This window comes from Pseudomonas sp. TNT2022 ID1044 (assembly GCF_028656895.1).
In the GTDB taxonomy this organism is placed as follows: Bacteria; Pseudomonadota; Gammaproteobacteria; order Pseudomonadales; family Pseudomonadaceae; genus Aquipseudomonas; species Aquipseudomonas reinekei.
Map to the genome: position 1 here is coordinate 378675 of NZ_JAMDHB010000006.1, position 21126 is coordinate 399800.

At 61.0% G+C, this 21126-nt stretch carries 22 protein-coding genes; 8 read left to right on the forward strand and 14 right to left on the reverse strand.

Annotated features, from left to right (window positions below; translation table 11 throughout):
* Nucleotides 1-105: 105 nt before the first annotated feature.
* Together M5G20_RS10045 and M5G20_RS10050 are read right to left on the reverse strand one after the other, a co-directional pair.
* Nucleotides 106-687, reverse strand: a complete 582-nt coding sequence (locus M5G20_RS10045; protein ID WP_273919010.1) for a mechanosensitive ion channel family protein — start codon at nucleotides 685-687, stop codon at nucleotides 106-108.
* Nucleotides 687-2597: an ATP-binding cassette domain-containing protein gene (locus M5G20_RS10050; RefSeq protein WP_273919011.1), complete on the reverse strand. Its 1911-nt coding sequence runs from the start codon at nucleotides 2595-2597 to the stop codon at nucleotides 687-689. Before M5G20_RS10050 ends, M5G20_RS10045 begins: the two co-directional genes overlap by 1 nt.
* A gap of 50 nt (nucleotides 2598-2647) precedes the next feature.
* Between M5G20_RS10050 and M5G20_RS10055 the strand changes: the two genes are divergently transcribed.
* On the forward strand, nucleotides 2648-3112 hold the full coding sequence (locus M5G20_RS10055; protein WP_273919012.1) for a TIGR02444 family protein: 465 nt from the start codon (nucleotides 2648-2650) through the stop codon (nucleotides 3110-3112).
* On the opposite strand, the gene M5G20_RS10060 is transcribed toward M5G20_RS10055, so the two are convergent.
* Complete coding sequence (locus M5G20_RS10060; protein WP_273919013.1) at nucleotides 3109-4233, reverse strand: AlgP family protein; 1125 nt, start codon at nucleotides 4231-4233, stop codon at nucleotides 3109-3111. The genes M5G20_RS10055 and M5G20_RS10060 overlap by 4 nt on opposite strands.
* A gap of 194 nt (nucleotides 4234-4427) precedes the next feature.
* On the opposite strand from M5G20_RS10060, the gene M5G20_RS10065 reads away from it, so the two are divergent.
* On the forward strand, nucleotides 4428-5093 hold the full coding sequence (locus M5G20_RS10065) for an FKBP-type peptidyl-prolyl cis-trans isomerase (RefSeq protein ID WP_273919014.1): 666 nt from the start codon (nucleotides 4428-4430) through the stop codon (nucleotides 5091-5093).
* A 61-nt stretch (nucleotides 5094-5154) separates the two neighbouring features.
* On the opposite strand, the gene M5G20_RS10070 is transcribed toward M5G20_RS10065, so the two are convergent.
* The 7 genes from M5G20_RS10070 to M5G20_RS10100 all read right to left on the reverse strand — a co-directional run bounded on the left by M5G20_RS10070 (nucleotide 5155) and on the right by M5G20_RS10100 (nucleotide 11588).
* Complete coding sequence (locus M5G20_RS10070; RefSeq protein WP_075946447.1) at nucleotides 5155-5613, reverse strand: Rsd/AlgQ family anti-sigma factor; 459 nt, start codon at nucleotides 5611-5613, stop codon at nucleotides 5155-5157.
* A 171-nt stretch (nucleotides 5614-5784) separates the two neighbouring features.
* Nucleotides 5785-6336, reverse strand: a complete 552-nt coding sequence (locus M5G20_RS10075) for a disulfide bond formation protein B (protein WP_273919015.1) — start codon at nucleotides 6334-6336, stop codon at nucleotides 5785-5787.
* 249 nt (nucleotides 6337-6585) lie between these two features.
* Complete coding sequence (locus M5G20_RS10080) at nucleotides 6586-7824, reverse strand: heme biosynthesis protein HemY (RefSeq protein ID WP_273919016.1); 1239 nt, start codon at nucleotides 7822-7824, stop codon at nucleotides 6586-6588.
* Complete coding sequence (locus M5G20_RS10085) at nucleotides 7821-8981, reverse strand: uroporphyrinogen-III C-methyltransferase (protein ID WP_273919017.1); 1161 nt, start codon at nucleotides 8979-8981, stop codon at nucleotides 7821-7823. Before M5G20_RS10085 ends, M5G20_RS10080 begins: the two co-directional genes overlap by 4 nt.
* 16 nt (nucleotides 8982-8997) lie before the next feature.
* Complete coding sequence (locus tag M5G20_RS10090) at nucleotides 8998-9765, reverse strand: uroporphyrinogen-III synthase (protein ID WP_273919018.1); 768 nt, start codon at nucleotides 9763-9765, stop codon at nucleotides 8998-9000.
* Nucleotides 9762-10703: a hydroxymethylbilane synthase gene (gene hemC, locus M5G20_RS10095; RefSeq protein ID WP_273919019.1), complete on the reverse strand. Its 942-nt coding sequence runs from the start codon at nucleotides 10701-10703 to the stop codon at nucleotides 9762-9764. Before hemC ends, M5G20_RS10090 begins: the two co-directional genes overlap by 4 nt.
* Before the next feature lie 138 nt (nucleotides 10704-10841).
* On the reverse strand, nucleotides 10842-11588 hold the full coding sequence (locus tag M5G20_RS10100; RefSeq protein ID WP_273919020.1) for a LytR/AlgR family response regulator transcription factor: 747 nt from the start codon (nucleotides 11586-11588) through the stop codon (nucleotides 10842-10844).
* A gap of 455 nt (nucleotides 11589-12043) precedes the next feature.
* Between M5G20_RS10100 and argH the strand changes: the two genes are divergently transcribed.
* Nucleotides 12044-13438 carry an argininosuccinate lyase gene (argH, locus tag M5G20_RS10105; protein WP_273919021.1) on the forward strand — a complete coding sequence of 465 codons (1395 nt, stop codon included), beginning with the start codon at nucleotides 12044-12046 and terminating at the stop codon, nucleotides 13436-13438.
* A 119-nt stretch (nucleotides 13439-13557) separates the two neighbouring features.
* On the opposite strand, the gene M5G20_RS10110 is transcribed toward argH, so the two are convergent.
* Nucleotides 13558-14217, reverse strand: coding sequence for a glutathione S-transferase family protein (locus tag M5G20_RS10110; protein ID WP_273919022.1), 660 nt, complete (start codon nucleotides 14215-14217; stop codon nucleotides 13558-13560).
* Nucleotides 14218-14341: 124 nt separating this feature from the next.
* Here M5G20_RS10110 and M5G20_RS10115 point away from each other — a divergent pair, with 124 nt between their 5' ends.
* The 3 genes from M5G20_RS10115 to M5G20_RS10125 all read left to right on the forward strand — a co-directional run bounded on the left by M5G20_RS10115 (nucleotide 14342) and on the right by M5G20_RS10125 (nucleotide 18238).
* Nucleotides 14342-14626 (forward strand): hypothetical protein, encoded by a 285-nt coding sequence (locus tag M5G20_RS10115; RefSeq protein WP_075946455.1) that lies wholly within the window; start codon nucleotides 14342-14344, stop codon nucleotides 14624-14626.
* Nucleotides 14627-14941: 315 nt separating this feature from the next.
* Nucleotides 14942-15187 (forward strand): TIGR02647 family protein, encoded by a 246-nt coding sequence (locus M5G20_RS10120; protein WP_273919023.1) that lies wholly within the window; start codon nucleotides 14942-14944, stop codon nucleotides 15185-15187.
* 204 nt (nucleotides 15188-15391) lie between these two features.
* Nucleotides 15392-18238: a class I adenylate cyclase gene (locus M5G20_RS10125; protein ID WP_273919024.1), complete on the forward strand. Its 2847-nt coding sequence runs from the start codon at nucleotides 15392-15394 to the stop codon at nucleotides 18236-18238.
* Nucleotides 18239-18244: 6 nt separating this feature from the next.
* Here M5G20_RS10125 and rnk read toward each other — a convergent pair whose 3' ends face one another.
* From rnk to cyaY, 3 genes are all read right to left on the reverse strand, one after another.
* Complete coding sequence (gene rnk / locus M5G20_RS10130; protein ID WP_150734042.1) at nucleotides 18245-18655, reverse strand: nucleoside diphosphate kinase regulator; 411 nt, start codon at nucleotides 18653-18655, stop codon at nucleotides 18245-18247.
* 158 nt (nucleotides 18656-18813) lie between these two features.
* Nucleotides 18814-19047, reverse strand: a complete 234-nt coding sequence (locus M5G20_RS10135; protein ID WP_273919025.1) for a DUF1289 domain-containing protein — start codon at nucleotides 19045-19047, stop codon at nucleotides 18814-18816.
* A gap of 4 nt (nucleotides 19048-19051) precedes the next feature.
* On the reverse strand, nucleotides 19052-19384 hold the full coding sequence (gene cyaY / locus M5G20_RS10140) for an iron donor protein CyaY (RefSeq protein ID WP_150734040.1): 333 nt from the start codon (nucleotides 19382-19384) through the stop codon (nucleotides 19052-19054).
* Nucleotides 19385-19692: 308 nt separating this feature from the next.
* Between cyaY and lptM the strand changes: the two genes are divergently transcribed.
* Nucleotides 19693-19866 carry an LPS translocon maturation chaperone LptM gene (gene lptM / locus M5G20_RS10145; RefSeq protein ID WP_075946461.1) on the forward strand — a complete coding sequence of 58 codons (174 nt, stop codon included), beginning with the start codon at nucleotides 19693-19695 and terminating at the stop codon, nucleotides 19864-19866.
* A 9-nt stretch (nucleotides 19867-19875) separates the two neighbouring features.
* The gene (gene lysA, locus M5G20_RS10150) at nucleotides 19876-21123 is read left to right on the forward strand and encodes a diaminopimelate decarboxylase (RefSeq protein WP_273919026.1); all 1248 of its coding nucleotides are present in this window, start codon (nucleotides 19876-19878) and stop codon (nucleotides 21121-21123) included.
* The last annotated feature ends 3 nt before the right edge of the window (nucleotides 21124-21126 follow it).

Sequence of the window (21126 nt, forward strand, 5' to 3'; positions counted from 1 at the left end):
CACACCTCGACTCAGACTCGTGACAGACGTCTAAGCTAATGCGGCTTTGGGCCGATGACTACCGATTTTTTGTAGGAGATGGCGACTGACGACCAACGATTGCGCCTACTTCTCAAAACCGCTCGACGGGAAAACATCCGTCCCGCGCCAGCGCCGCACCGAGCGCTGGAAGAACAGGCTGTTGGGCACCTGCACCATGGCGCTGCCAGTCCCCAGCTCTTCGGCCTCGATCAACGTGGTGTAGAGCAGATTGATCGCCACCACACGGCCCTTGACCCCGGGTTTGTCGGTGGTGTCCACCAGTTCGACCACATCGCCAATGCGGAACGGGCCGACGGTGAAAATCAGAATTGCGCAGAGCAGGTTCGACAGCACGCTCCACATGGCGAAAAACGCCACCGCCGCGACCGCGACAAAACCGGACAACGCGGTCCAGAGCACCGTCGCCGAAACCCCGAGGCGCTCCAGGACGAAAATCAGCGCACTGCCCATGATCAGCCAGCGCAAGCCACCGCGCAAAGGCATCAGCAGTTGTGGCGGAAACGGATAGCGCTCACCGAGGCGGGTCAGGCACTTGGCGACGAAACGCTGGGCGATGTAACCGGCCAGCAGGATCAGCAGGATTTGCACACCGAGCAGAATCGGCTCGACCCACATGGCCGGCAGCGGCAACTTGAAGGCGTCCATCAGGACAGCGCCTCCAGCTCCGCCTGCATGCTTTCGAGCAGTTCCAGCGCTTCCATCCAGGCCTCTTCCAACTCCGCTTCACGCACCTTCAGCCTGGCTTGCTCGGCCAGCAGATCACGCAAGTCATTTTTGCGAGCCGGCTCGTAAATGTCGCTGTCGCCGAGGCTGGCATCGATCTTCGCCAGCTTCTCGTGCAGCTTGCCCAGTTCGGCTTCGAGCTTTTCCGCTTCGCGCTTGTGCGGCGCCAATTGCTGACGCAACGCAGCCGCGGCCTGGCGTTGGGCTTTCTTGTCGGTCTTGTCCGGGTTGACCGGGGTGTTGCTGACCGGCGCATTGCGCTGGCGATAATCCACCAGCCAACGGGTGTAGTCCTCCAGGTCGCCGTCGAACTCTTCGACCTTGCCATCCGCTACCAGATAGAAATTGTCGGTGGTGCTCTTGAGCAGGTGACGGTCGTGGGAGACCACCAGTACCGCGCCACTGAATTCCTGCAGGGCCATGGTCAGCGCCAGGCGCATTTCCAGATCCAGGTGGTTGGTGGGTTCGTCGAGCAGCAACAGGTTCGGTCGGTCCCAGGCGATCAAGGCCAGCGCCAGGCGCGCTTTCTCGCCACCGGAGAAATTCAGCACTGGCTCGTCGATCCGCGCACCACGGAAGTCGAAACCGCCGAGGAAGTCGCGCAGGGTTTGTTCGCGCTCGGTCGGCGCCAGTCGCTGCAAGTGCAGCAACGGGCTGGCCTTGGAGTCCAGCGAGTCCAACTGATGCTGGGCGAAATAACCAACGACGGTGTTCTCGCCACGGGTCAACCGACCCGCCAGCGGCGACAGCTCACCGGCAAGGTTTTTGATCAGGGTCGATTTACCGGCACCGTTCGGGCCGAGCAAGCCGATCCGCGCACCCGGGGTCAGTTGCAGCTTGACCTTCTCCAACACGGCTTTGTCGCCGTAACCCAGGCGAGCGTCGGACAGGTCGATCAGCGGGCTGGAGATCTTCTGCGATTCACGGAAAACAAAATCGAACGGCGAATCGACGTGGGCGGCGGTCAACTCTTCCATCCGCTCCAGCGCCTTGATCCGGCTCTGGGCCTGGCGGGCCTTGGTGGCCTGGGCCTTGAAGCGGGCGATGTAGCTTTCCATGTGCGCACGTTGCGCCTGCTGCTTTTCGTAGGCCTGTTGTTGCTGGGCCAGACGTTCGGCACGGGCACGTTCGAAGGCGCTGTAGCCACCGCGATACAGGGTGATCTTGCGCTGATCGACGTGGGCCACATGATCGACCACGGCATCGAGGAAATCCCGGTCGTGGGAAATCAGCATCAAGGTGCCGGGATAGCTTTTGAGCCACTCCTCGAGCCAGATGATGGCGTCGAGGTCCAAGTGGTTGGTCGGTTCGTCGAGCAGCAGCAGGTCCGATGGACACATCAAGGCCTGCGCCAGGTTCAGACGCATCCGCCAGCCACCGGAAAAATCCCCGACCTGACGATCCATCTGCTCGTTGGTGAAGCCCAGGCCGGCCAGCAACTTGCGCGCCCGGGCGTCGGCGGTGTAGCCGTCGGCGCTGTCGAGCTCGGAGTGCAGGCGGGCCTGGGCGGCACCGTCATGGGCCGCTTCGGCTGCCGCCAGGTCACGTTGCACCTGACGCAGGCGCAGGTCGCCATCGAGCACGTAGTCGACCGCCAGGCGTTCGAGCGTATCGACCTCCTGGCGCATGTGGGCGATACGCCAGTCGGCCGGCAGGAAGCAATCACCCGAGTCCGGGTGCAGCTCACCCCGAAGCAAGGCGAACAGGCTCGATTTGCCGGCGCCGTTGGCACCGATGAGGCCGGCTTTCTGGCCGGCGTGCAGGGTCAGCTCGGCGTCTTCTAGCAGACGTTGCGGGCCACGCTGTAAAGTCAGGTTCTGAAGTCGAATCATAATGGCGGCGGAGTCTACCAGCTTCGCTCGCAACTGGCGCGAGTAGCACTATGTCCTCTGACCTGTGGAGCTTTTCCCTGACCACTTATGCCCGCCCGGGCGTGGAGCAGGCATGCCTGCAATTACAGGCGACGGGCGTCAATGTGTGCCTTTTGCTGTGCGCGGCATGGCTGGGCGAGCGAGGCATTGCCTGCAACGAACAACGCTTGCAGCAACTTCGCAACGTGGCCCGGACCTGGGACGCTGATGTCGTGCGACCGCTACGGGCGTTGCGCATGCAATGGAAAGACGCGGCCGCGAAGGACGCCGGGTTGCGCTCATTGCGCGAACAAGTGAAGACGCTGGAGCTGGAAGCCGAACGGCATCTGTTACAGCAACTGGAGCGATCGGCGCAAAATTGGCCGCAAGAAGAGACGACCGATCTATCGGCCTGGCTGGAAGGTGTGGCGGCAGACGCCGCCGACCTCGACCGCGACGCGCTGCATCAGCTGCGCGTCGCGGTAACCGGCACTTAGGAAGCGCTGGTTGGGGTGGTGGTTGCTGCACTCGGAACAGCGGCCGGCGTTGGCGCTGGCGAAGCTGTCGAGGTGCTAGCCGTCGAAGCAGGTGCTGCGGCTGGAGCCGGGGTGGCTGGCTTGGCAACAGGTGCAGTCGCAGGTTTGGCAGCAACCGGCTTTTTCACGGCGGGTTTGGCAGCAGGTCTGGCCGCTGGTTTTGCAGCAGGCTTGGCTGCGACTGGCTTGGCAGCGGGTTTGGCTGCGGCAGGTTTGGCTGCACTGGCAGTGGCCGGTTTGGCAGCAGCGGCAGGCTTGGTAGCAGCCGTTTTAGCGGCTGGTTTAGCCGGTGCTTTTGCAGCAGGTTTAGCCGCTGGCTTGGCTGCGGTTTTAGCCGCAACCGGTTTGGCTGCCGGCTTGGCAGCAGGCTTCGCCGCGGCGGTTCGGGCAGCAGGTTTTGCAGCAGTTTTAGCGGCCGGCTTGGCAGCGGGTTTAGCGGCGGTTTTTTCCGCTGGTTTTGCTGCAGCGGTTTTTGCAGCAGCAGGCTTGGCAGCAGCAGTTCTTGCAGCAGGTTTAGCGGCTGGCTTGGCAGCAGCAGTTTTAGCGGCAGGTTTTGCAGCAGGCTTGGCTGCCGCTTTCGCCGGAGCTTTGGCAGCCGGTTTGGCGGCAGACCTGGCCGGTGCTTTTGCAGCTGCCGGCTTGGCAGCGGCTTTCTTCGCAGGGGCCGCAGCGGGCTTGGCCGCACGCAAGGACAACGCCTTGCCGACAGCCTCTTGTACACGACCAATGCCCTGCGCCAGTTTCAGGCTTTCCTGAGCGTCGCGCTTGAGTTGCAGAATGTAGCCACGAGTGTCCGACTGGCGCTCTTTGAGAGCATCAAGCAGGTCTTCGAGTTCTTTAACTCCATCCTTGGCTTTGGCCTGTGCCTTGGCCTTGCCGGCCGCCGCAGCGTCCTGCAATTTGGTACGGGACTTGTGCAGTTTTTCCTGCGCTTTTCCGCGCTGCTTTTCCAGCTTGGCGAGCAATTTTTCAGCATCAGCCAAGGCTTCGGAACAAGCGGTTTCCAGATGCTCGAGCAAGCTGCCCGAGAGTTGTTGAAGCAGGTGCAACGGAGTGTTTACTGGCTTCTTGGTGGCCGACATGGTTTACCTCCTGGCTGAAGTGAGTTGCGGCTCATACTAGACCTCTGCTGCAACCGCCGCTAGGGCATGTTGACACTATCGAAAGCGGTGCGTTGCAAACCAACGAAAATCTTCTTCATCGACGCAAAAAGCAGTTCACCATTCAGCCTGTTCACACTGGCATAATCGCCCGCATCTCAGGTCGGAGAGTGCCCATGCCGCGCTACCTTTTTTTATCGTTGTGCGTAGTTTTTTCCGTGTCCCAGGCCGCAGAAAAAAACCAGGAAAACGACGCCCACGATCTCGCTTACAGCCTCGGCGCGAGCCTCGGGGAACGCTTGCGCCAGGAGGTTCCCGACCTGCAACTCAAGGCGCTGGTCGAAGGGCTGCAGCAAGCCTACCAAGGCAAACCATTGGCGCTGAAAGACGAACAGATCGAGCAGATTCTCACCGAGCATGAAGCGCGGGTGGCCACGCAATCACCGGCACCGCAAAGCGAACTGGCACTGGAAAACGAGCAACGCTTTCTCGCCGCGGAAAAAGCCAAACCCGGTGTCCGGGAATTGGCCGATGGAATCCTGCTGACAGAGCTGGCCCCCGGCACTGGCGCCAAGGCCGGACCGAACGGCAAGGTGCAAGTGCTGTACATCGGTCGCCTGCCTGACGGTTCAGTGTTCGACCAGAACAGTCAGCCGCAGTGGTTCAGTCTCGATAGCGTAATCAGCGGCTGGCGCAGTGCGTTGCAGCAAATGCCGGTCGGCGCAAAATGGCGCCTGGTGATTCCTTCAGCGCAAGCCTATGGCGCGGACGGTGCCGGCGACCTGATTGCGCCTTTCACCCCCCTGGTGTTCGAGGTCGAATTACGCGGCGCTACCGGCTGAAAGCAGAAATGAAAAACGGCGTGCCTGAGGCACGCCGTTTCGGGGTCTTGCACGAAGCGATTCAAGCCTGGACCGAATCGGTTTCCTTGTGAGCGGTGTGCAGCACTTCGATCAGGCAGTCTTCCAGTTCGAAGCGTTCATGCAACAGGCCGCCGAGTTCCTTGAACTTCTCCGCGACACACTTCCCTTCATCGCACAGGTCGTTGAACGCGAGGAGTTTCTCGGTGATGACATCGATACGCGGGTAGATGGTCTCGGCCAGTTCCAGACCACGTTTGTCGTTGAAGGCCTTGGCCTCGCCCGTCAGCTGTTCGTAGATCTCGAAGTGCCCGGCGGATACGTAGTCGACCAGCACGCCGCAGAATTCCTGCAAAGGCTTTCGGTTCTCGCCCAGCGCTTCAGGCTTTGCACCGAGCTTGTCGTAGGCGTCGATCAGCTCTTTTCGCTCCTGCAACCAGCGATCGATCAGCAGATGCACTCCACCCCAGCGTTCCTGAGCATTCTGACAACTTTCGAGCATGGTGATCTCTCTTCCCTTGTGGGTCAGCTGCTCTATGCCCGCTCGCCTCTTGTAATGGGCGGTCAGGCAGAGCGTCATCGAGCAACATAATTCCAATGACACGTGCGGGCCAGATTATGCCCGCACGACTGTGGCTTCAAGGTACGCAGGCGATAAAGTTCATACAAGTGTTTAATCACCCACCAGGGCCCGGTGCGACGAATCGCCGCCGAGCGGTCGCTGCACGCTGCTCCGCACCAGTCGCAACAACTGATAAATCCCGAGAATCATCATCGCCACGAAGAACAGCAGACTCCATTCGGGGAGGCTCAGGTCGAACAATGTCCAGGCAACTTGCCCACAGTCGATCGTGCCTTTGAACATCAGTCGCACGACGCACGACCAGGGCGCGCTGGCGAACAGGTCAGTCAGATCCGGCACGCAGGTCGATAGCTGACGCGCCGGGTCGCTTTGCAGCAAGACCTGCCGCCACGCCGTCACGGTACCGGCCAGACTGCAACCAAGACCCAGCAACCAATACAGGAACGACCCCAAGCGTCCCGGGCCATGCACTGCCGCGATCAGGCAGACGCCCGTCAGCAACGCCAGGCAAAGCCGCTGCAACAGACACAACCCGCAGGGCTTGAGACCGACGGCGTATTCCAGATAGTAAGACACGCCCAGCACCAGGGCACCCGCGATGAAAAGCGTAAAAAACAAGGAGCGTGAACAGGCCAACGACATGGCTTTTCCGTAACAATTAAGGACAGACAGCTACGGTAGAGGAAAGCGCGCCAGCCTTTCAAGGCAGGGGGACAGCGACACTTCAGCAGGGACGTAGGGAATTCCCGACAGAAGTTAGAGGATTGGATGTAGTCGCTTGTAGGACTCTGCTTAAGTTGCGACAGGAAGACAAAAACAGGGTGATTTTCGCCACCCTGAGCTGCCTTCCATGCAGTTTTCTGTAGGGGCTGCTCCTACAGCATTAAACCATCAAGCGTGAGCGAGTACCGGTAACGGCGCTGCCAACAAGCGCTCATCCAGCATGCCCAGGCCTTCCTGGAACAGCTGATTGCTGCGCTCGGTGTCGCCCATTTGCGCCAGCAGCCGCGCCAGCTCGGCACAGGCTTCCGGGTTGCGCTGCACCCGCAGACTGCTTTCCAGATAGTCCCGGGCCTTGCCCCACAGGCTGGCTTGCAGACACAAGCGCCCCAGGGTCAGCAACAGGCTCGGATCGGCGGGATGTTCCTTGAGCCAGCCTTCGGCCAGTTGTAGCTGACGCGCCGGATCACTGCCACGCACCAACCCGTAGAGGCGCGCCAGATGGCTGTCGTAGCTGCGTTTGAGTGCGGTGCGCAAGACGTCTTCGGCCTCGGCCTGAGCGCCGAGTTGACGTAGTTGCTCGGCATAGGCCAGCACCAGTTGCGGTTCCTGGCGCTGAGCAGATGTCAGTTGCTGCCAGGCGCGTTCGAGCGCTTGCAAACCGACGGTTCCATCCGCGTCCCGATGCGCCGCCAGGGACAGGTTCTCACCCCAGGCGCGGCGTTCCAGCTCAGCCAGTTCGGCCTTGGGCAGGACTTTATCCTTGCGCAACTCAGGCAGCAGCCGGATTACCGCCGACCAATCGCCCCGCTGTTGGTGCAGGCGTTGCAACTGGCGCAGTACCTGCGCGTTATGCGGGTGTCGCTCGTGCATCGCTTGCAAGGTGGTGAGGGCACCCTCGGTATCGCCACGGTCGGTCTGCAATTGCGCATGACTCAAGGCAATCGCCAACTCAGCCTGGGGTTGGCGCTCCAGAGCACGCTCCAGAAGGTTGTCACTTTCTTCGTAATGACCTTGTTCGTTCGCCGCGCGGGCAGCGCCGAGATAGTAAAGCAGCGGTTGGCGCTCAGCTTCCGCGGCGCGATGCAGATGACGTTGCGCACTGGCCCAGCGACCTTCGGCCAGGTCCAGCTGGCCGTGCTCGATGGCCACCTGTACCCGACGACTGCGATTACGCCGTGACCACGGATTGACCACGCCGCTGGACGTCGCCACCAACTCGATCAACGCCTTGATACCCCAGAACACCAGCCACAGCACCGCCACCAACGCCAGCGTGGCCCACAGGCTCGACTCGAAGCGGAAGCTCTTGTAAGCAATCAGCACGTAACCGGAATGCTCAGCGATGGCCAGGCCCAACGCGGCCGCCGCCGCGATGACCAGGAACACGATGACATAGAGGCGTTTCATGGGGTGGCCTCCTGCGCGGTGTTCGCAGCAGGTTTGGCCAGCGGCTTGACCGACTCCTCGGCATTGACGTTACGCCGCTCCAGATAACCTTGCACCGCACTCAGGGTGCCGGTCAGGTCCGGGGTGACCACGGTGACTGGCTGCTTGCTGAGTTCGGCCACCTGCTCGAGCATCACTTTGCTCTGCGGGTTGTCCGGGTTGAAGTTGCCTTTGAGTACATCTCGCGCCTCGTCCAGTGCCTGGCTGTAAACCGCGGCCTGGCCGTTGAGTGCAGCCCATTGTGCCTGCTCCAGCGCCAGGCTCAGCGCCAGGCGCACCTGGCTCAGGCTCTGCCCGGCCAGCAACGGACGGACATTCTTGTCGGCGTTGAAATCGATGCGGATATAGCGCGAGATCTGATCCCACCATTGCGCCCAGCGACTGGCGCCATCGCCATCGGCGGTGAGCCCCAACAGGGATTCGCCCCGATCCTTGTACTCGGGCGCTAACTCGGTGAGGCTGATGACTTGATCGCGCAGCGCACCCAGTCGCAGGAACAAACCGGTGCGATCCGGTTGTTCGGTGCTGCGCAGGGCCACCAGGGTTTTAGCCACTTGTTCGCGAGCGGCAAAAGAGCCGGGATCATTCTGTTCACGGAGAATTTCATCAGCGCCCTGCACCAGCGCCTGGGCGCTGCTGATGTCCTGCAATGCCGACAATCGCAGGCTGGCCAGACGCAACAAGTGCTCGGCCTCGGCCAGACGCCAATCCTTGCGGCTGGCGCCGAGGATTGTTTCCAGACGCTGATTGAGTTTCTGTTGCTCACCCTGCAACTGAACCACCAGACGGCTGCGCTCTTCCAGCACATCGGCGCCCGGCAGTTGCTCGAGACGCGCGCTCAAGCGTTGTTCATTGAGCTTCAGGCTTTGCGCCTCGTCGCTCAACGCCTGCACCTGGCTCAATTGCTGTTGATGGGTCGCTTGCAGATGACGCACCTGCCAGACACCCCAACCACCCACCGCGATACCGGCGGCGCCCAGCAGCAGCGCAACGACTGCCAGCCCATTGCCTCGGCGCTGCTCTGCAGCAGGGGGAAGCGGCGTTTCATTAACAGGCACATCAACCGGCGCATCAAGCACAGGCCGCGAGTCATCTTTAGGCAAGGCTGTTTCGCTCACGTATCCATCCTTTGCATTAGAGAACGGGCCCGGGATGCTCCCGTAGCGCCGTCAGCAATGCCGCGGCACTCGCGCCACGACAATCCACAACTGTTATGGCCCCGGCGGCACGTGCCAGCTCGGCGACCCTGGGGCTTGGTACAAACAACGGCAACCGCGCCAACTGCGGCCAGGCATCGCCGGCCAATTGATGCAGGTGCTCGAAACCCTGTCCACTGCTGACCACCAGCGCGTTCAGGCGTTCCGCTTCAATCCGCTGCGACAACGCTGCCGGCGGGTACTGCGGCAGTTCGCGACGATACAACTCCAGATACTCGACACTAGCACCTCGCTCGCGCAAGCGCTCGGCCAGCAGCTCGCGCCCACCCTCGCCACGAAGAATCAGTACCCGTGGATCAGGCCGGGCGATAGCCTCGCGCAACCGCGGCAATTCAAGCAAGGCCTCGCTGTCATCTCCGGCCTCGGGGAAGCTCACGTCCAGGCCGCGCGCCTCAAGGACCTGCGCGGTGGCCGCACCGACACTGAACCACTTCACATGCCTGGGGTGCAGGCCGATCCGGTCGAGCAACTCGACACCTGTTCGCGCAGCGGGTTTGCTGACCACGATCACGGCGCAATAGCGGTCCAGATCCCGAATCACGTCGAGCATTGTCTCAGAGGCCGGGATCGGGGCTATGTCCAAAAGCGGCAGGCTGCTGCTGAAAATCCCCTGCTCGGCCAGGCTGCGGCTCAGCGCCGCCGACTCCTCCGCCGGACGCGTCAGCAGCAGGCGCCAACCCGTCACTCGTGACCTGCCTCGCCGTAGACCGCCTTGAGAATGTCGGCGGCACCCTGGCTCAAAAGATCTTCGGCCACCTGCACACCCAACGCTTCGGCAGCGCCACGTGGCGCGCGCGCATCGGCACTGAGCAGCAGGCCGCCACTCGGGTCGCCCACCAGGCCACGCAGCCAGACCTGCTCGCCTTCAAGCACGGCGTAGCAGGCGATTGGCACTTGGCAGCCGCCATTGAGGTGTTTGTTGAGGGCTCGTTCGGCGGTCACGCGGGTGGCGGTGTCCTGATGATGCAGTGGCGCCAGCAGCGCGTGAATCTCGCTGTCGGCAGTCCGGCACTCGATGCCGACGGCGCCCTGGCCACCGGCCGGCAAGCTGTCGTCGACACTGATGGCCGAGGTGATGCGATCTTCAAAGCCCAACCGGATCAAACCGGCAGCGGCGAGAATAATGGCGTCGTATTCGCCCGCATCCAGCTTGGCCAGACGGGTGTTGACGTTGCCGCGCAGGAAGCGGATTTCCAGGTCCGGTCGACGGGTCAGCAACTGGGCCTGACGGCGCAGGCTCGATGTACCGACGATGCTGCCTTGCGGCAATTGATCCAGGCTGGAATAGGTATTGGAGACGAACGCATCGCGCGGGTCTTCGCGCTCGCAGATGCAGAACAGGCCGAGCCCTTCGGGGAAGTCCATCGGCACGTCTTTCATCGAATGCACAGCGATGTCGGCTTCGTTTTCCAGCAGCGCGGTTTCCAGTTCCTTGACGAACAGGCCTTTGCCACCGATTTTCGACAATGGCGAATCGAGCAGCTTGTCGCCACGACTGACCATCGGGACCAACGTCACGAGCAGCCCCGGATGGGCCTCTTCCAGACGGGCTTTGACGTATTCGGCCTGCCACAGGGCGAGAGCACTTTTGCGGGTGGCGATGCGGATCTGGCGAGAGGACATGGATCAATCCGTACTGAAAAGATACGACGGATAATAACAGCTCAGCCAAATCCACTTTGACTTGTATCAGAAACTACTCGGCCTCCCTGGCCCCGGATATCCGGCAATCGGGTGTGAAGGTCGCCTGCGGACAGCGAGTTAAAGCTGTTGCATCATTTTCCGCACGCCGGCCACATGGCGCCGACTGACGATCAATGCGTCACCGTTCAGGCCTTTGAGGAACAGTTGGAAATGCCCAAGCGGCGTGCGTTGCAAGCGCTCGATGCGCTCACGAGCCACCAGCGCGTTACGGTGGATGCGCACGAAACGGTCACCGAATTCGTCTTCGAGGGCCTTGAGCGGCTCGTCGAGCAGCACTTCGCCCGCTTCATGGCGCAAGGTCACGTATTTGTGATCCGCGATGAAGTAGACCACCTGATCCAGCGGAATCAGCTCGATCCCTTTACGGGTGCGGGCGCTGATGTGGCTGCGGGGGCCATTGCCACTTTCGGCGGCGGGGCGGGTCAGGGCCGAGAGTTGAACACGGTTGGGGCGCTCGGCTTTTTTTAACGCGTCATGTAAATGTTCAGTTCTCACAGGTTTCACCAGATAGCCTACGGCGCTGGCCTGTAAGGCTTCCACGGCAAATTCATCGGGCCCGGTGCAAAACACCACGGCGGGCGGAGTTTCGCGTTCGCACAACCGCGCAGCCACTTGCAGGCCATCGAGGCCCGGCATCCGGATATCGAGCAGCACGATGTCCGGCTTGTGGCTGTCGATCAGTGCCAACGCTTCTTCGCCATTCGTGGCGCTAGGCTCCAGGACACTGTATCCCTCGAGTTCGCCAACCATTCGGCTCAGGCGCTCGCGGGCTAGGGGGTCGTCATCAACGATCAGGACATTCATATTGCGCTGGATTCCTGCGTGAGTCTCGCACAAGGATAGCGTAGACAGGTGAAGTGACGTCCGTCACCGCGATCCACGCTAAGACTAGCGCGAGCGTCAAAAAGTGCCGCTGGTCGGGCAGCTAAATTTTCATCTGCCGGGCGATTAGCGGCCCAGGCCCGCTTTGGCGACACATCGCCACAGGGTTTGCTGATACGCAATACGAACACCCCCTCTTCTTATAGGCAGCATTGGCACCGGGAAGTGCGCTGATCCTACTGTCCAACTGTAGACGGTTGCCGAGACGATATTGCTCAATTGAAAAATATCGTTATGCAATTTGTACGAGGCCTGTACCTGGCACGACTCACGACATGAAAAACCAGTCGACCAGTGTCACCGACACGATTGGCAACCCTGTTATTATCCGCGCCAGCTTTCAACGCCATCTTTCTTCAGCCGATACGAGCGAATTCATGAGCACTGACAAGACCAATCAGTCCTGGGGCGGCCGCTTCAGTGAACCCGTCGACGCCTTCGTCGCCCGCTTCACCGCCTCCGTCACTTTCGACCAGCGCCTGTATCGCCACGACATCATGGGCTCGATCGCCCACGCCACCATGTTGGCCAAGGTCGGCGTGCTGACCGATGCCGAGCGCGACAGCATCACCGATGGCCTGAAGACCATCCAGGGTGAAATCGAGGCCGGCCAGTTCGACTGGCGCGTCGACCTCGAAGACGTGCACATGAACATCGAGGCGCGTCTGACCGACCGCATCGGCGTGACCGGTAAAAAGCTGCACACCGGCCGCAGCCGCAACGACCAGGTCGCCACTGACATCCGCCTGTGGCTGCGCGACGAGATCGACCTGATCCTCGGCGAAATCACCCGTTTGCAGAAAGGCTTGCTGGAACAGGCCGAACGCGAAGCCGGCAGCATCATGCCCGGCTTCACTCACCTGCAAACTGCCCAGCCGGTGACCTTCGGGCACCACATGCTGGCCTGGTTCGAAATGCTCAGCCGCGACTATGAGCGCCTGGTGGACTGCCGCAAGCGCACCAATCGCATGCCTCTGGGCAGCGCCGCGCTGGCCGGCACCACCTACCCGATCGACCGCGAATACACCGCGCAACTGCTGGGCTTCGACGCCGTCGGCGGCAACTCGCTGGACAACGTGTCCGATCGCGATTTCGCCATCGAGTTCTGCTCGGCCGCCAGCATTGCGATGATGCACCTGTCACGTTTCTCCGAAGAGCTGGTGCTGTGGACCAGCGCGCAGTTCCAGTTCATCGATCTGCCAGACCGTTTCTGCACCGGCAGCTCGATCATGCCGCAAAAGAAAAACCCGGACGTGCCGGAGCTGGTGCGTGGCAAGACCGGCCGTGTGTTCGGCGCGCTGATGGGCCTGCTGACCCTGATGAAAGGCCAGCCGCTGGCCTACAACAAGGACAACCAGGAAGACAAGGAACCGTTGTTCGACGCCGCCGATACCCTGCGCGACTCGTTGCGCGCCTTCGCCGACATGATCCCGGCGATCAAGCCCAAGCACGCGATGATGCGTGAAGCGGCACTGCGCGGCTTCTCCACTGCCACTGACCTGGCCGACTACCTGGTGCGTCGTGGCCTGCCGTTCCGTGATTGCCACGAAATCGTCGGTCATGCCGTGAAATACGGCGTGGAAAGCGGCAAGGACCTGGCGGAGATGAGCCTGGAAGAGCTGCGCAAGTTCAGCGACCAGATCGATCAGGACGTGTTTGCCGTGCTGACCCTGGAAGGCTCGGTCAATGCGCGTAACCACATCGGCGGCACTGCGCCGGCGCAGGTGAAGGCAGCTGTAGTGCGTGGCCAGGCGCTGATCGCCAGCCGCTAGATCGCCAAAAGCTTCGCGAGCAGGCTCGCTCCCACAATTGACCGGGTTCTTTCAGAAAGAATGTGATCGAATGTGGGAGCGAGCCTGCTCGCGAACGTGGCCTTAAGAGCGCTACAAACCTACTTCTTGGCCGCGATCATCGCCATAAACGCCGGCATGGCCGCTTCCTTGTCAGCCGCAATCCTTTGCACATTCGGATTCTGCTCCAGCCGCTGCAACAGCGCCTTGGCCGCCGGCAGCTCGGCAAGCAAATCGATGTCGAACAACTTCTTGGCGACCCCGCAAGCCAACGGCACGCTGTACAGGAAATACAAATCCGCCACACTCAAACGGTCGCCCGCCACATAGGGGCTGAATTTGCCGTGCCTGCCCAGGGAAGCGATGCCTAGCAACAATTCGGCCTTGGTCTTTTCCTTGATCGCATCAGGCACTGTCATGCCGAAAAATGCCTCGGCATAGCAAGCCCGGCCCGGCAGTTCGATATACAACTCGATCTCCTTGGCCAACGCCAGCACCTGCGCCCGCTCGAAAGGTTCACTTGGCAGCAGTGGCGTGCCTTTCTGGCTTTGCTCGATGTATTCGAGAATCACACTGGTTTCATTGATGAAACCCTGCTCGACGCCTAGCACCGGTACTTTGCCACGCGGGCTGATGGTAAGCGCTTGCGGGGTTTGCCCGGCGTAAAACGGCACTTCTTCGAACGGCAGGCCTTTTTCCAGCAGTGCCAGTTTGACCATGTTGTAGTAGTTGCTGACGGCGAATCCATAAAGCTTGAGCATCACATAGCCTCCAGGCCGTGCGGGGTGGGCAGTGCCCTTTTATAGATCGCTCTGTGGTTTCTTGCCAGCAGCATCACGCGCCTGAATACGGGTAAACTGGCCACCTTTCCCCAAGGAGCCTGCCATGAGCGAGCCAACCGATATCGACGCCGACGAAGAAGAGTTCGCCGAAAATACGCTGGTCGAAGCCATCGAAAACCAGATCGAAAGCGACAACCCGCCAGCGGCCAAGGCAACGTTCAACAAGCTGACCCTGGTAGGTTACGAGCGAGAAGAAATCCTCAATCTCATGGCTCACGTTCTAGCAGTGGAAATCGACGCGATCCTCGAAGAAGACCGCGCGTTCAACACTGAATGGTATGAAGCCGCATTGCGGGCCTTGCCAGAGTTGCCGCCGGAAAAGAAATAAGCATCGACATCAGTTTGTGTGGCGAGTGAGCTTGCTCCCGCTGGATCGCGAAGCGGTCCCAAAGCGTTGCGACGAGTTCGCAGTCGAGCGCGAGCAAGCTCACTCGCCACACAAATGCTGCTCCACACATTTTGTTGCCAATCCTGCCTGCCGCCCCCCGGCACCTGACTACACTGCAAACACCCCGCTGCCACACGGCCCGACGGGGAATGCTGCCAAAGGCGAAAAAACCCTGTCGCGAGCACTGGACATGCCGCACAAGCGGGTTCACCTTAGGAGCGCTGTCGTCCAATTCCTAGAAAGTCTGGAGTCCTTATGTCGCTTACCCCTGAGTTGGTTGCCGAACTGGAAGTCCTCGCACTCTTCAACCTGGACAGTTCCCAGGAAGGTTTGAAAATTCATCAGACCGCTGCCCCGAAACACATTGCCGCTGCCAAACGCCTGCATGAAAAAGAACTGATCGACCAGCCCGATGGCGGTTACCTGACCAGCCTGGGTCGCGATGCCGCGCAAAACGTACAAACCCTGCTGACCATCCTGAGCGTCCAGGAAACAGCCTGATTACACGCCTTCGCCCACGGGAACCCCTGCCACGGGATTTCCGCGGGCCAGCCCGGTCAGCCGCGACTGTTGAGCGCTGTCACCAAGCGATAGAAATCTGACGTCAAAAAACAAAATCAGCTTAAAAATCCCGAGGCCGAGGCGCTAAACTGCCCCTCACCCGAGAGCCCCACATCCGAGCCCTGCGAGCCGGTTTGAGCTGACATGACCCGCACCCATGAAATCCGCCCCGATCTGGACGAGGGAATCGACCGAAAGGTTCTCAACCAGCTGCGCGCACGTTTTCTCAAGCTCAATGAGGGCCGTCTGGCCCGCGCCTTTGAAGGTCTGTCCACGCGCCAGCAGGCGGTGTTGAGCCTTTTGCCGTTGTTCTTCCACGTCAATCATCCGCTGTTGCCGGGTTACGTTTCGGGCAACACGCCGGCCGGTGTGTCGAATTTCGAGCCGGACACCAATGTCCTGGCCGAAGCCCAGCGCCTGACCCGCTCGTTTTCCTACAAGCCGCGCCACGGCAGCAATCCGCCACGGCCGATTCACGGCCTGTTTCTGATGGGCAGCCTCGGCACCCTGGCCCAGGCCGATCAGAGCGATATGGACATGTGGGTGTGCCACAGCCCGGACTTGACCGAAAGCGAGCTCGCCGAGCTGCGCAAGAAATGCCAGCTGCTTGAAGCCTGGGCTGCCAACCAGGGCGCCGAGGCGCACTTCTTCCTGATTGATCCGGCTCGTTTCGTTCGGGGCGAGCGCGACAATCAGCTGAGTTCGGAAAACTGCGGCACAACCCAGCACTACCTGCTGCTCGACGAGTTCTATCGCACTGCGATCTGGCTGGCGGGACGCACACCGATCTGGTGGCTGGTGCCGGTCTACGAAGAATCGAGTTACGACCGCTACACCCACACGCTGCTGTCCAAGCGTTTCATTCGCGCCGACGAAAGCCTGGACCTGGGGCACCTGGCGTTTATTCCACCCGGCGAATTCGTCGGCGCCGGCCTTTGGCAGCTGTTCAAGGGCATTGAGTCGCCGTACAAATCAGTGCTCAAACTGCTGCTGACCGAGGTCTACGCCAGCGAACACCCCAGGGTCCAGTGCTTGAGCCTGCGCTTCAAACAAGCGGTGTTCGCCAATCAGCTCGACCTCGATGAACTGGACCCGTACGTCGTGGTTTACCGGCGCATCGAAGAGTACCTCATTGCCCGAAATGAACCGGAACGCCTGGAACTGGTGCGGCGCGCGCTGTACCTGAAGGTCAATCGCAAGCTGACCGGAAGCGGCGGCCGCACCCAGAGCTGGCAACGTTCGCTGCTTGAACGCCTGGCCCATGAATGGAAGTGGGACCAGCGACAACTGGCCCTGCTCGACAGTCGCAGCCAGTGGAAAGTCCGGCAAGTCAGTTCGGAGCGCCGCGCGCTGGTCAACGAGCTGAATTACAGCTACCGCTTCCTGACCCAGTTTGCCCGCAACGAACAAACCGTCAGCCTGATCAACAAACGCGATCTCAGTGTGCTGGGGCGCCGCCTGTATGCGGCGTTCGAGCGCAAAGCCGACAAGGTCGAGTTCATCAATCCGGGCATCGCCCCGGACCTGGCCGAAGACACTCTGACCCTGGTGCACTCGCCCGACAAAAAGGAATCCGGGCAAAGCCAATGGGGCTTGTACAACGGCAGCCTGACTGCCCTTGAATGGGAGCATTTCGCGCCGATCAAGCGCAGCCGGCATCTGCTCGAATTGCTCACCTGGTGCCATCGCAACGGCGTGATCGACAGCAGCACGCGCCTGGCCTTGCACCCCGGCAGCAGCGACTTGAGCGAATTCGAGCTGTTCAATCTGCTCGGCAGCTTGCAACAAAGCATTCCTTTGCCGCTGCCGACCGTTGCCGAGGAGCCCTTACTGCGCGCCAGCGTGCCGAGCGAAGTGCTGATTCTGGTGAACGTCGGTGTCGACCCGCTCAAGCATCACCGCGACTTGAACATCCTGATGACCACCGAGCGTACCGACTCACTGAGCTATGCCGGGGTCCGGGAAAACCTGGTGATGACCCTCGACCAGGTCACGCTCAACAGCTGGAACGAAGTGCTGGTCAGCCGCTACGACGGCCCCCACGCCCTGCTCGACTGCCTGCGTGATTACCTCAACAACCTGCCGGACGGCCCGCTGCAACCGAAGTTACGCGTGCGTTGTTTCTGCCACAACCGCGCGCAGTTCATCGCCCAGCGCGTCGAAGACATTCTCGACACCGCGCAGAACCTGCTGCTGAGCCAACTCAATCTGCGCTACCTGATCCAGGTCCAGCAGCATTACCACGTGCTTGAGCTGGTGCCTGGCCAGGTCAAACATGCAGCCCTTACCTCGCTGCCGGCCCTGTTCGAGTACCTGGCTCAGGAACAGTCCGGTTACAGCCCGCTGCACCTGGACCCGATGGCGCTGGAAGATCACGACCTGTCACTGTTGCTGCCCATGGGTCAGCCTGACAGCATTCAAGTGTTCTATCGGGTGAGCGAAGGCCTGGCCGATCTGTACGTCCTCGATGAACTCAATGCCATGTGGCATCAGCGCTTGCCCTGGCATGACGAGCAGAGCCTGCTGGTGCCGTTGCAACGGTTTCTGCTGTCGATTCAATACCGGCGTGACGCGGCGCTGCCGATGGATTCGGCGCACCCGAAAAATCCGCACATCCTGTATTACCAACTACTGCCAGGCGGTCCAGGCCGAGCGCGCCGGGTCGAGGCCCGGCCGGCACCGCAAACCCCGGTCAACAAGCCGTTCTACGACGTACAGGCGATCGTCGGCAAAGCCGCACCGGGCGAGGTGCAGGTCACGCTGTATTGCAATCAACGGGAGTTTTCAGAGCTGGAGCACGGCGACCAACTGTTCAGCGTGGTCGCCCGGGAGATTGTCGAGCAGCGCCGCGAAACCGAACGTTACCGCTGCTACATCACCGACCTGGACCTGTCTGGCCTGCTCGGTGATGTTCAGGGTTCAAGCAATCTATATTTGCGCTACAAGGCTGACCTGGAGCGTGCATTGAACGCAGCGCTCGAGCAGGTCTGACGGGCGTCATTCGGGGAAGTGGCCACCGAGGGCTGGCTGCGATTCGACTTCCAGCAAGGTCAGCTTCAGCGTCTTGCCGCCCGGGGCCGGCCAATCGATATGCTGACCGACCTTCAGGCCCAGCAGGGCACTGCCGACCGGCGCCAGAATGGAAATTTTGCCTTCATCGGCATTGGCATCCTTGGGGTACACCAGCGTCAGGTGGTAATCCTTGCCACTGCTTTCTTCGCGGCAGTGCACACGGGAATTCATGGTCACGACATCGGCGGGCACTTCATCGTGGCCGACCAGCGTATCGGCGCGATCCAGTTCGGTTTGCAGCGCGATAACGCCCGGCAGCGTGTCATCCAGGCTGTCGATCAGACGCTCCAGACGCTGAACGTCCAGACGGGTAAGGGTGATGGAAGGTGCGGTCATGATCAGGGCAGACTCCTTTCTTCTGCGCGAAAAAAGCAAAACCCCGCCAGAAGAAGGCGGGGTTTTCACAAGCCTCGATGGGTTGAGGCGTAGCCGGACACTATCACAGCTCAAAAAATATACAAGTCGCCACCCGGCGGCGCAGGAGCGGTCGAAGGCTACAGCGCCTGCAGAGGGGTGGCTGCCTTGCGATTCGAAGCCTGGGCGCAAATCACCCGCCGGCGCTCGTCATCGGCCGAGCGCCATTCGCGGATGTCTTCGACATGGCGAAAGCAGCCCAGGCAGACTTTTTGCTCATCCAGGCGACACACACCGCTGCACGGCGACGGCACCGCAGGACTGACATTGCTGTAGAGCGGTTTGGGCGGGCGCACAGGTGCAGGCTGGGTCACGATCTCACAGGCCTTCGAAATCGAATTCGGCACCGGCCTGCTGCTTGACGATGCGCTCAAGCATTTCGCCCAGTTGCTCTTCGCTCTTGTCGCACATCCAGCGCTCGCTTTCTTCGTCGTAATCGAAGTGGAAACCACCGGATACGGCCGCCAGCCACAGCTGACGCAGCGGCTCCTGGCGACTGAAGATCAACTGGGTGCCGTTCTCGAACTTGACGGTCAGCACACCGGCCGAGCTCTCCAGATCGATATCCAGATCGCTTTCGTCAAAGATGTCTTCCAGTTTTTCCTGGGTTTCGTCGACCAGATCGTGGAAACGGGCTTCGGACAAACTCATTGCGGCAACCTCAAAAAATGTCTGATCAGGCTCAAGCGCCGCAAGATACGGGCGAGCCCTGTCGATTGCAAAGGATAACGACCAAGGGGCCCTGATACTTCACCCTGTGGGAGCGGGCTTGCCCGCGATAGGGCCGGCAAATTCAACATCAATGTCGACTGAACCTCCGCTATCGCGGGCAAGCCCGCCCCCACCGGGTTCGATGTGCTTGCGGCCAAGCCCCGCCGGACGGGAGCCCCATCGCATAGGCAAGCTGCCGGGTGGCCGGTATACTCCGGCGCAATTAATGCATTTTCAAGGATTTCGCCATGAAGCGCCTGATCTCTTCCCTTGCCGCGCTCCTCGCGGTCGCCTGTCTCGTGTCGGCCTGTGGTCAAAAAGGCCCGTTGTACCTGCCGGACGACAGCCAGGACCCTGCAGAGCAGGCACAGTCCTCGCAAAAGCAGCCGTCCAAGGCACACAAGCACGACGTCTACCAATAAGGGAACATCATGGACGCTTTTAACTACCGTGACGGTGAACTGTTCGCGGAAGGTGTTGCCCTGTCTGCTATCGCTGATCGCTTTGGTACACCGACCTACGTTTACTCGCGCGCACACATCGAAGCTCAATACCTGGCTTACGCCGATGCGCTGGCCGGCATGCCGCACCTGGTGTGCTTTGCGGTAAAGGCCAACTCCAACCTGGGCGTACTGAATGTCCTGGCGCGTTTGGGCGCCGGTTTCGACATCGTTTCCCGCGGTGAGCTGGAACGCGTTCTGGCCGCTGGCGGCAGCGCCGACAAGATCGTGTTCTCCGGCGTCGGCAAGACCCGTGACGACATGCGTCGCGCCCTGGAAGTCGGCGTGCACTGCTTCAACGTCGAATCCACCGACGAACTGGAACGCCTGCAAGTGGTTGCCGCCGAGCTGAACGTTCGCGCGCCGATTTCGCTGCGCGTGAACCCGGACGTCGATGCCGGCACCCACCCGTATATTTCCACCGGCCTCAAAGAGAACAAGTTCGGTATCGCCATCGCCGACGCCGAAGACGTGTACGTGCGTGCCGCGCAGTTGCCGAACCTGGAAGTGGTCGGCGTCGACTGCCACATCGGTTCGCAACTGACCACCCTGCCGCCGTTCATCGACGCCCTCGACCGCCTGCTGGGCCTGGTCGACCGCCTCGGCGATTGTGGCATTTACCTGCGCCACATCGATCTCGGTGGTGGCCTGGGCGTGCGATACAAGGACGAGGAGCCGCCACTGGCTGCCGACTACATCAAGGCCGTGCGCGAGCGTCTCGACGGTCGTGACCTGGCGCTGGTGTTCGAGCCGGGCCGCTTCATCGTCGCCAACGCCGGCGTACTGCTGACCCAGGTCGAGTACCTCAAGCACACCGAGCACAAAGACTTCGCCATCGTCGATGCGGCCATGAACGACTTGATCCGCCCGGCGCTGTATCAAGCCTGGATGGACGTCACCGCCGTGCGCCCGCGTAACGCCGCTGCCCGCGCCTACGACATCGTCGGCCCGATCTGCGAAACCGGCGACTTCCTGGCCAAGGAGCGTGAACTGGCCCTGGAAGAAGGCGACCTGCTGGCCGTACATTCGGCTGGCGCCTATGGGTTTGTCATGAGTTCCAACTACAACACCCGCGGCCGTGCCGCTGAAGTGTTGGTGGACGGTGATCAGGCATTTGAAGTGCGTCGCCGTGAGACGGTAGCCGAGTTGTTTGCTGGCGAAAGCCTGCTGCCGGAGTAAGCC

What these genes read in the sequence shown, in the direction of transcription:
- M5G20_RS10110 (WP_273919022.1), bottom strand. Translation starts at nt 14,217, where the DNA reads ATGCTCAAGCTTTATGGATTCGCCGTCAGCAACTACTACAACATGGTC.
- hemC (WP_273919019.1), bottom strand. Translation starts at nt 10,703, where the DNA reads ATGTCCTCTCGCCAGATCCGCATCGCCACCCGCAAAAGTGCTCTCGCC.
- M5G20_RS10060 (WP_273919013.1), bottom strand. Translation starts at nt 4,233, where the DNA reads ATGTCGGCCACCAAGAAGCCAGTAAACACTCCGTTGCACCTGCTTCAA.
- M5G20_RS10120 (WP_273919023.1), top strand. Translation starts at nt 14,942, where the DNA reads ATGTCGCTTACCCCTGAGTTGGTTGCCGAACTGGAAGTCCTCGCACTC.
- M5G20_RS10080 (WP_273919016.1), bottom strand. Translation starts at nt 7,824, where the DNA reads ATGAAACGCCTCTATGTCATCGTGTTCCTGGTCATCGCGGCGGCGGCC.
- M5G20_RS10065 (WP_273919014.1), top strand. Translation starts at nt 4,428, where the DNA reads ATGCCGCGCTACCTTTTTTTATCGTTGTGCGTAGTTTTTTCCGTGTCC.
- M5G20_RS10115 (WP_075946455.1), top strand. Translation starts at nt 14,342, where the DNA reads ATGAGCGAGCCAACCGATATCGACGCCGACGAAGAAGAGTTCGCCGAA.
- argH (WP_273919021.1), top strand. Translation starts at nt 12,044, where the DNA reads ATGAGCACTGACAAGACCAATCAGTCCTGGGGCGGCCGCTTCAGTGAA.
- M5G20_RS10125 (WP_273919024.1), top strand. Translation starts at nt 15,392, where the DNA reads ATGACCCGCACCCATGAAATCCGCCCCGATCTGGACGAGGGAATCGAC.
- M5G20_RS10070 (WP_075946447.1), bottom strand. Translation starts at nt 5,613, where the DNA reads ATGCTCGAAAGTTGTCAGAATGCTCAGGAACGCTGGGGTGGAGTGCAT.
- lysA (WP_273919026.1), top strand. Translation starts at nt 19,876, where the DNA reads ATGGACGCTTTTAACTACCGTGACGGTGAACTGTTCGCGGAAGGTGTT.
- M5G20_RS10050 (WP_273919011.1), bottom strand. Translation starts at nt 2,597, where the DNA reads ATGATTCGACTTCAGAACCTGACTTTACAGCGTGGCCCGCAACGTCTG.
- rnk (WP_150734042.1), bottom strand. Translation starts at nt 18,655, where the DNA reads ATGACCGCACCTTCCATCACCCTTACCCGTCTGGACGTTCAGCGTCTG.
- M5G20_RS10100 (WP_273919020.1), bottom strand. Translation starts at nt 11,588, where the DNA reads ATGAATGTCCTGATCGTTGATGACGACCCCCTAGCCCGCGAGCGCCTG.
- lptM (WP_075946461.1), top strand. Translation starts at nt 19,693, where the DNA reads ATGAAGCGCCTGATCTCTTCCCTTGCCGCGCTCCTCGCGGTCGCCTGT.
- cyaY (WP_150734040.1), bottom strand. Translation starts at nt 19,384, where the DNA reads ATGAGTTTGTCCGAAGCCCGTTTCCACGATCTGGTCGACGAAACCCAG.
- M5G20_RS10045 (WP_273919010.1), bottom strand. Translation starts at nt 687, where the DNA reads ATGGACGCCTTCAAGTTGCCGCTGCCGGCCATGTGGGTCGAGCCGATT.
- M5G20_RS10055 (WP_273919012.1), top strand. Translation starts at nt 2,648, where the DNA reads ATGTCCTCTGACCTGTGGAGCTTTTCCCTGACCACTTATGCCCGCCCG.
- M5G20_RS10075 (WP_273919015.1), bottom strand. Translation starts at nt 6,336, where the DNA reads ATGTCGTTGGCCTGTTCACGCTCCTTGTTTTTTACGCTTTTCATCGCG.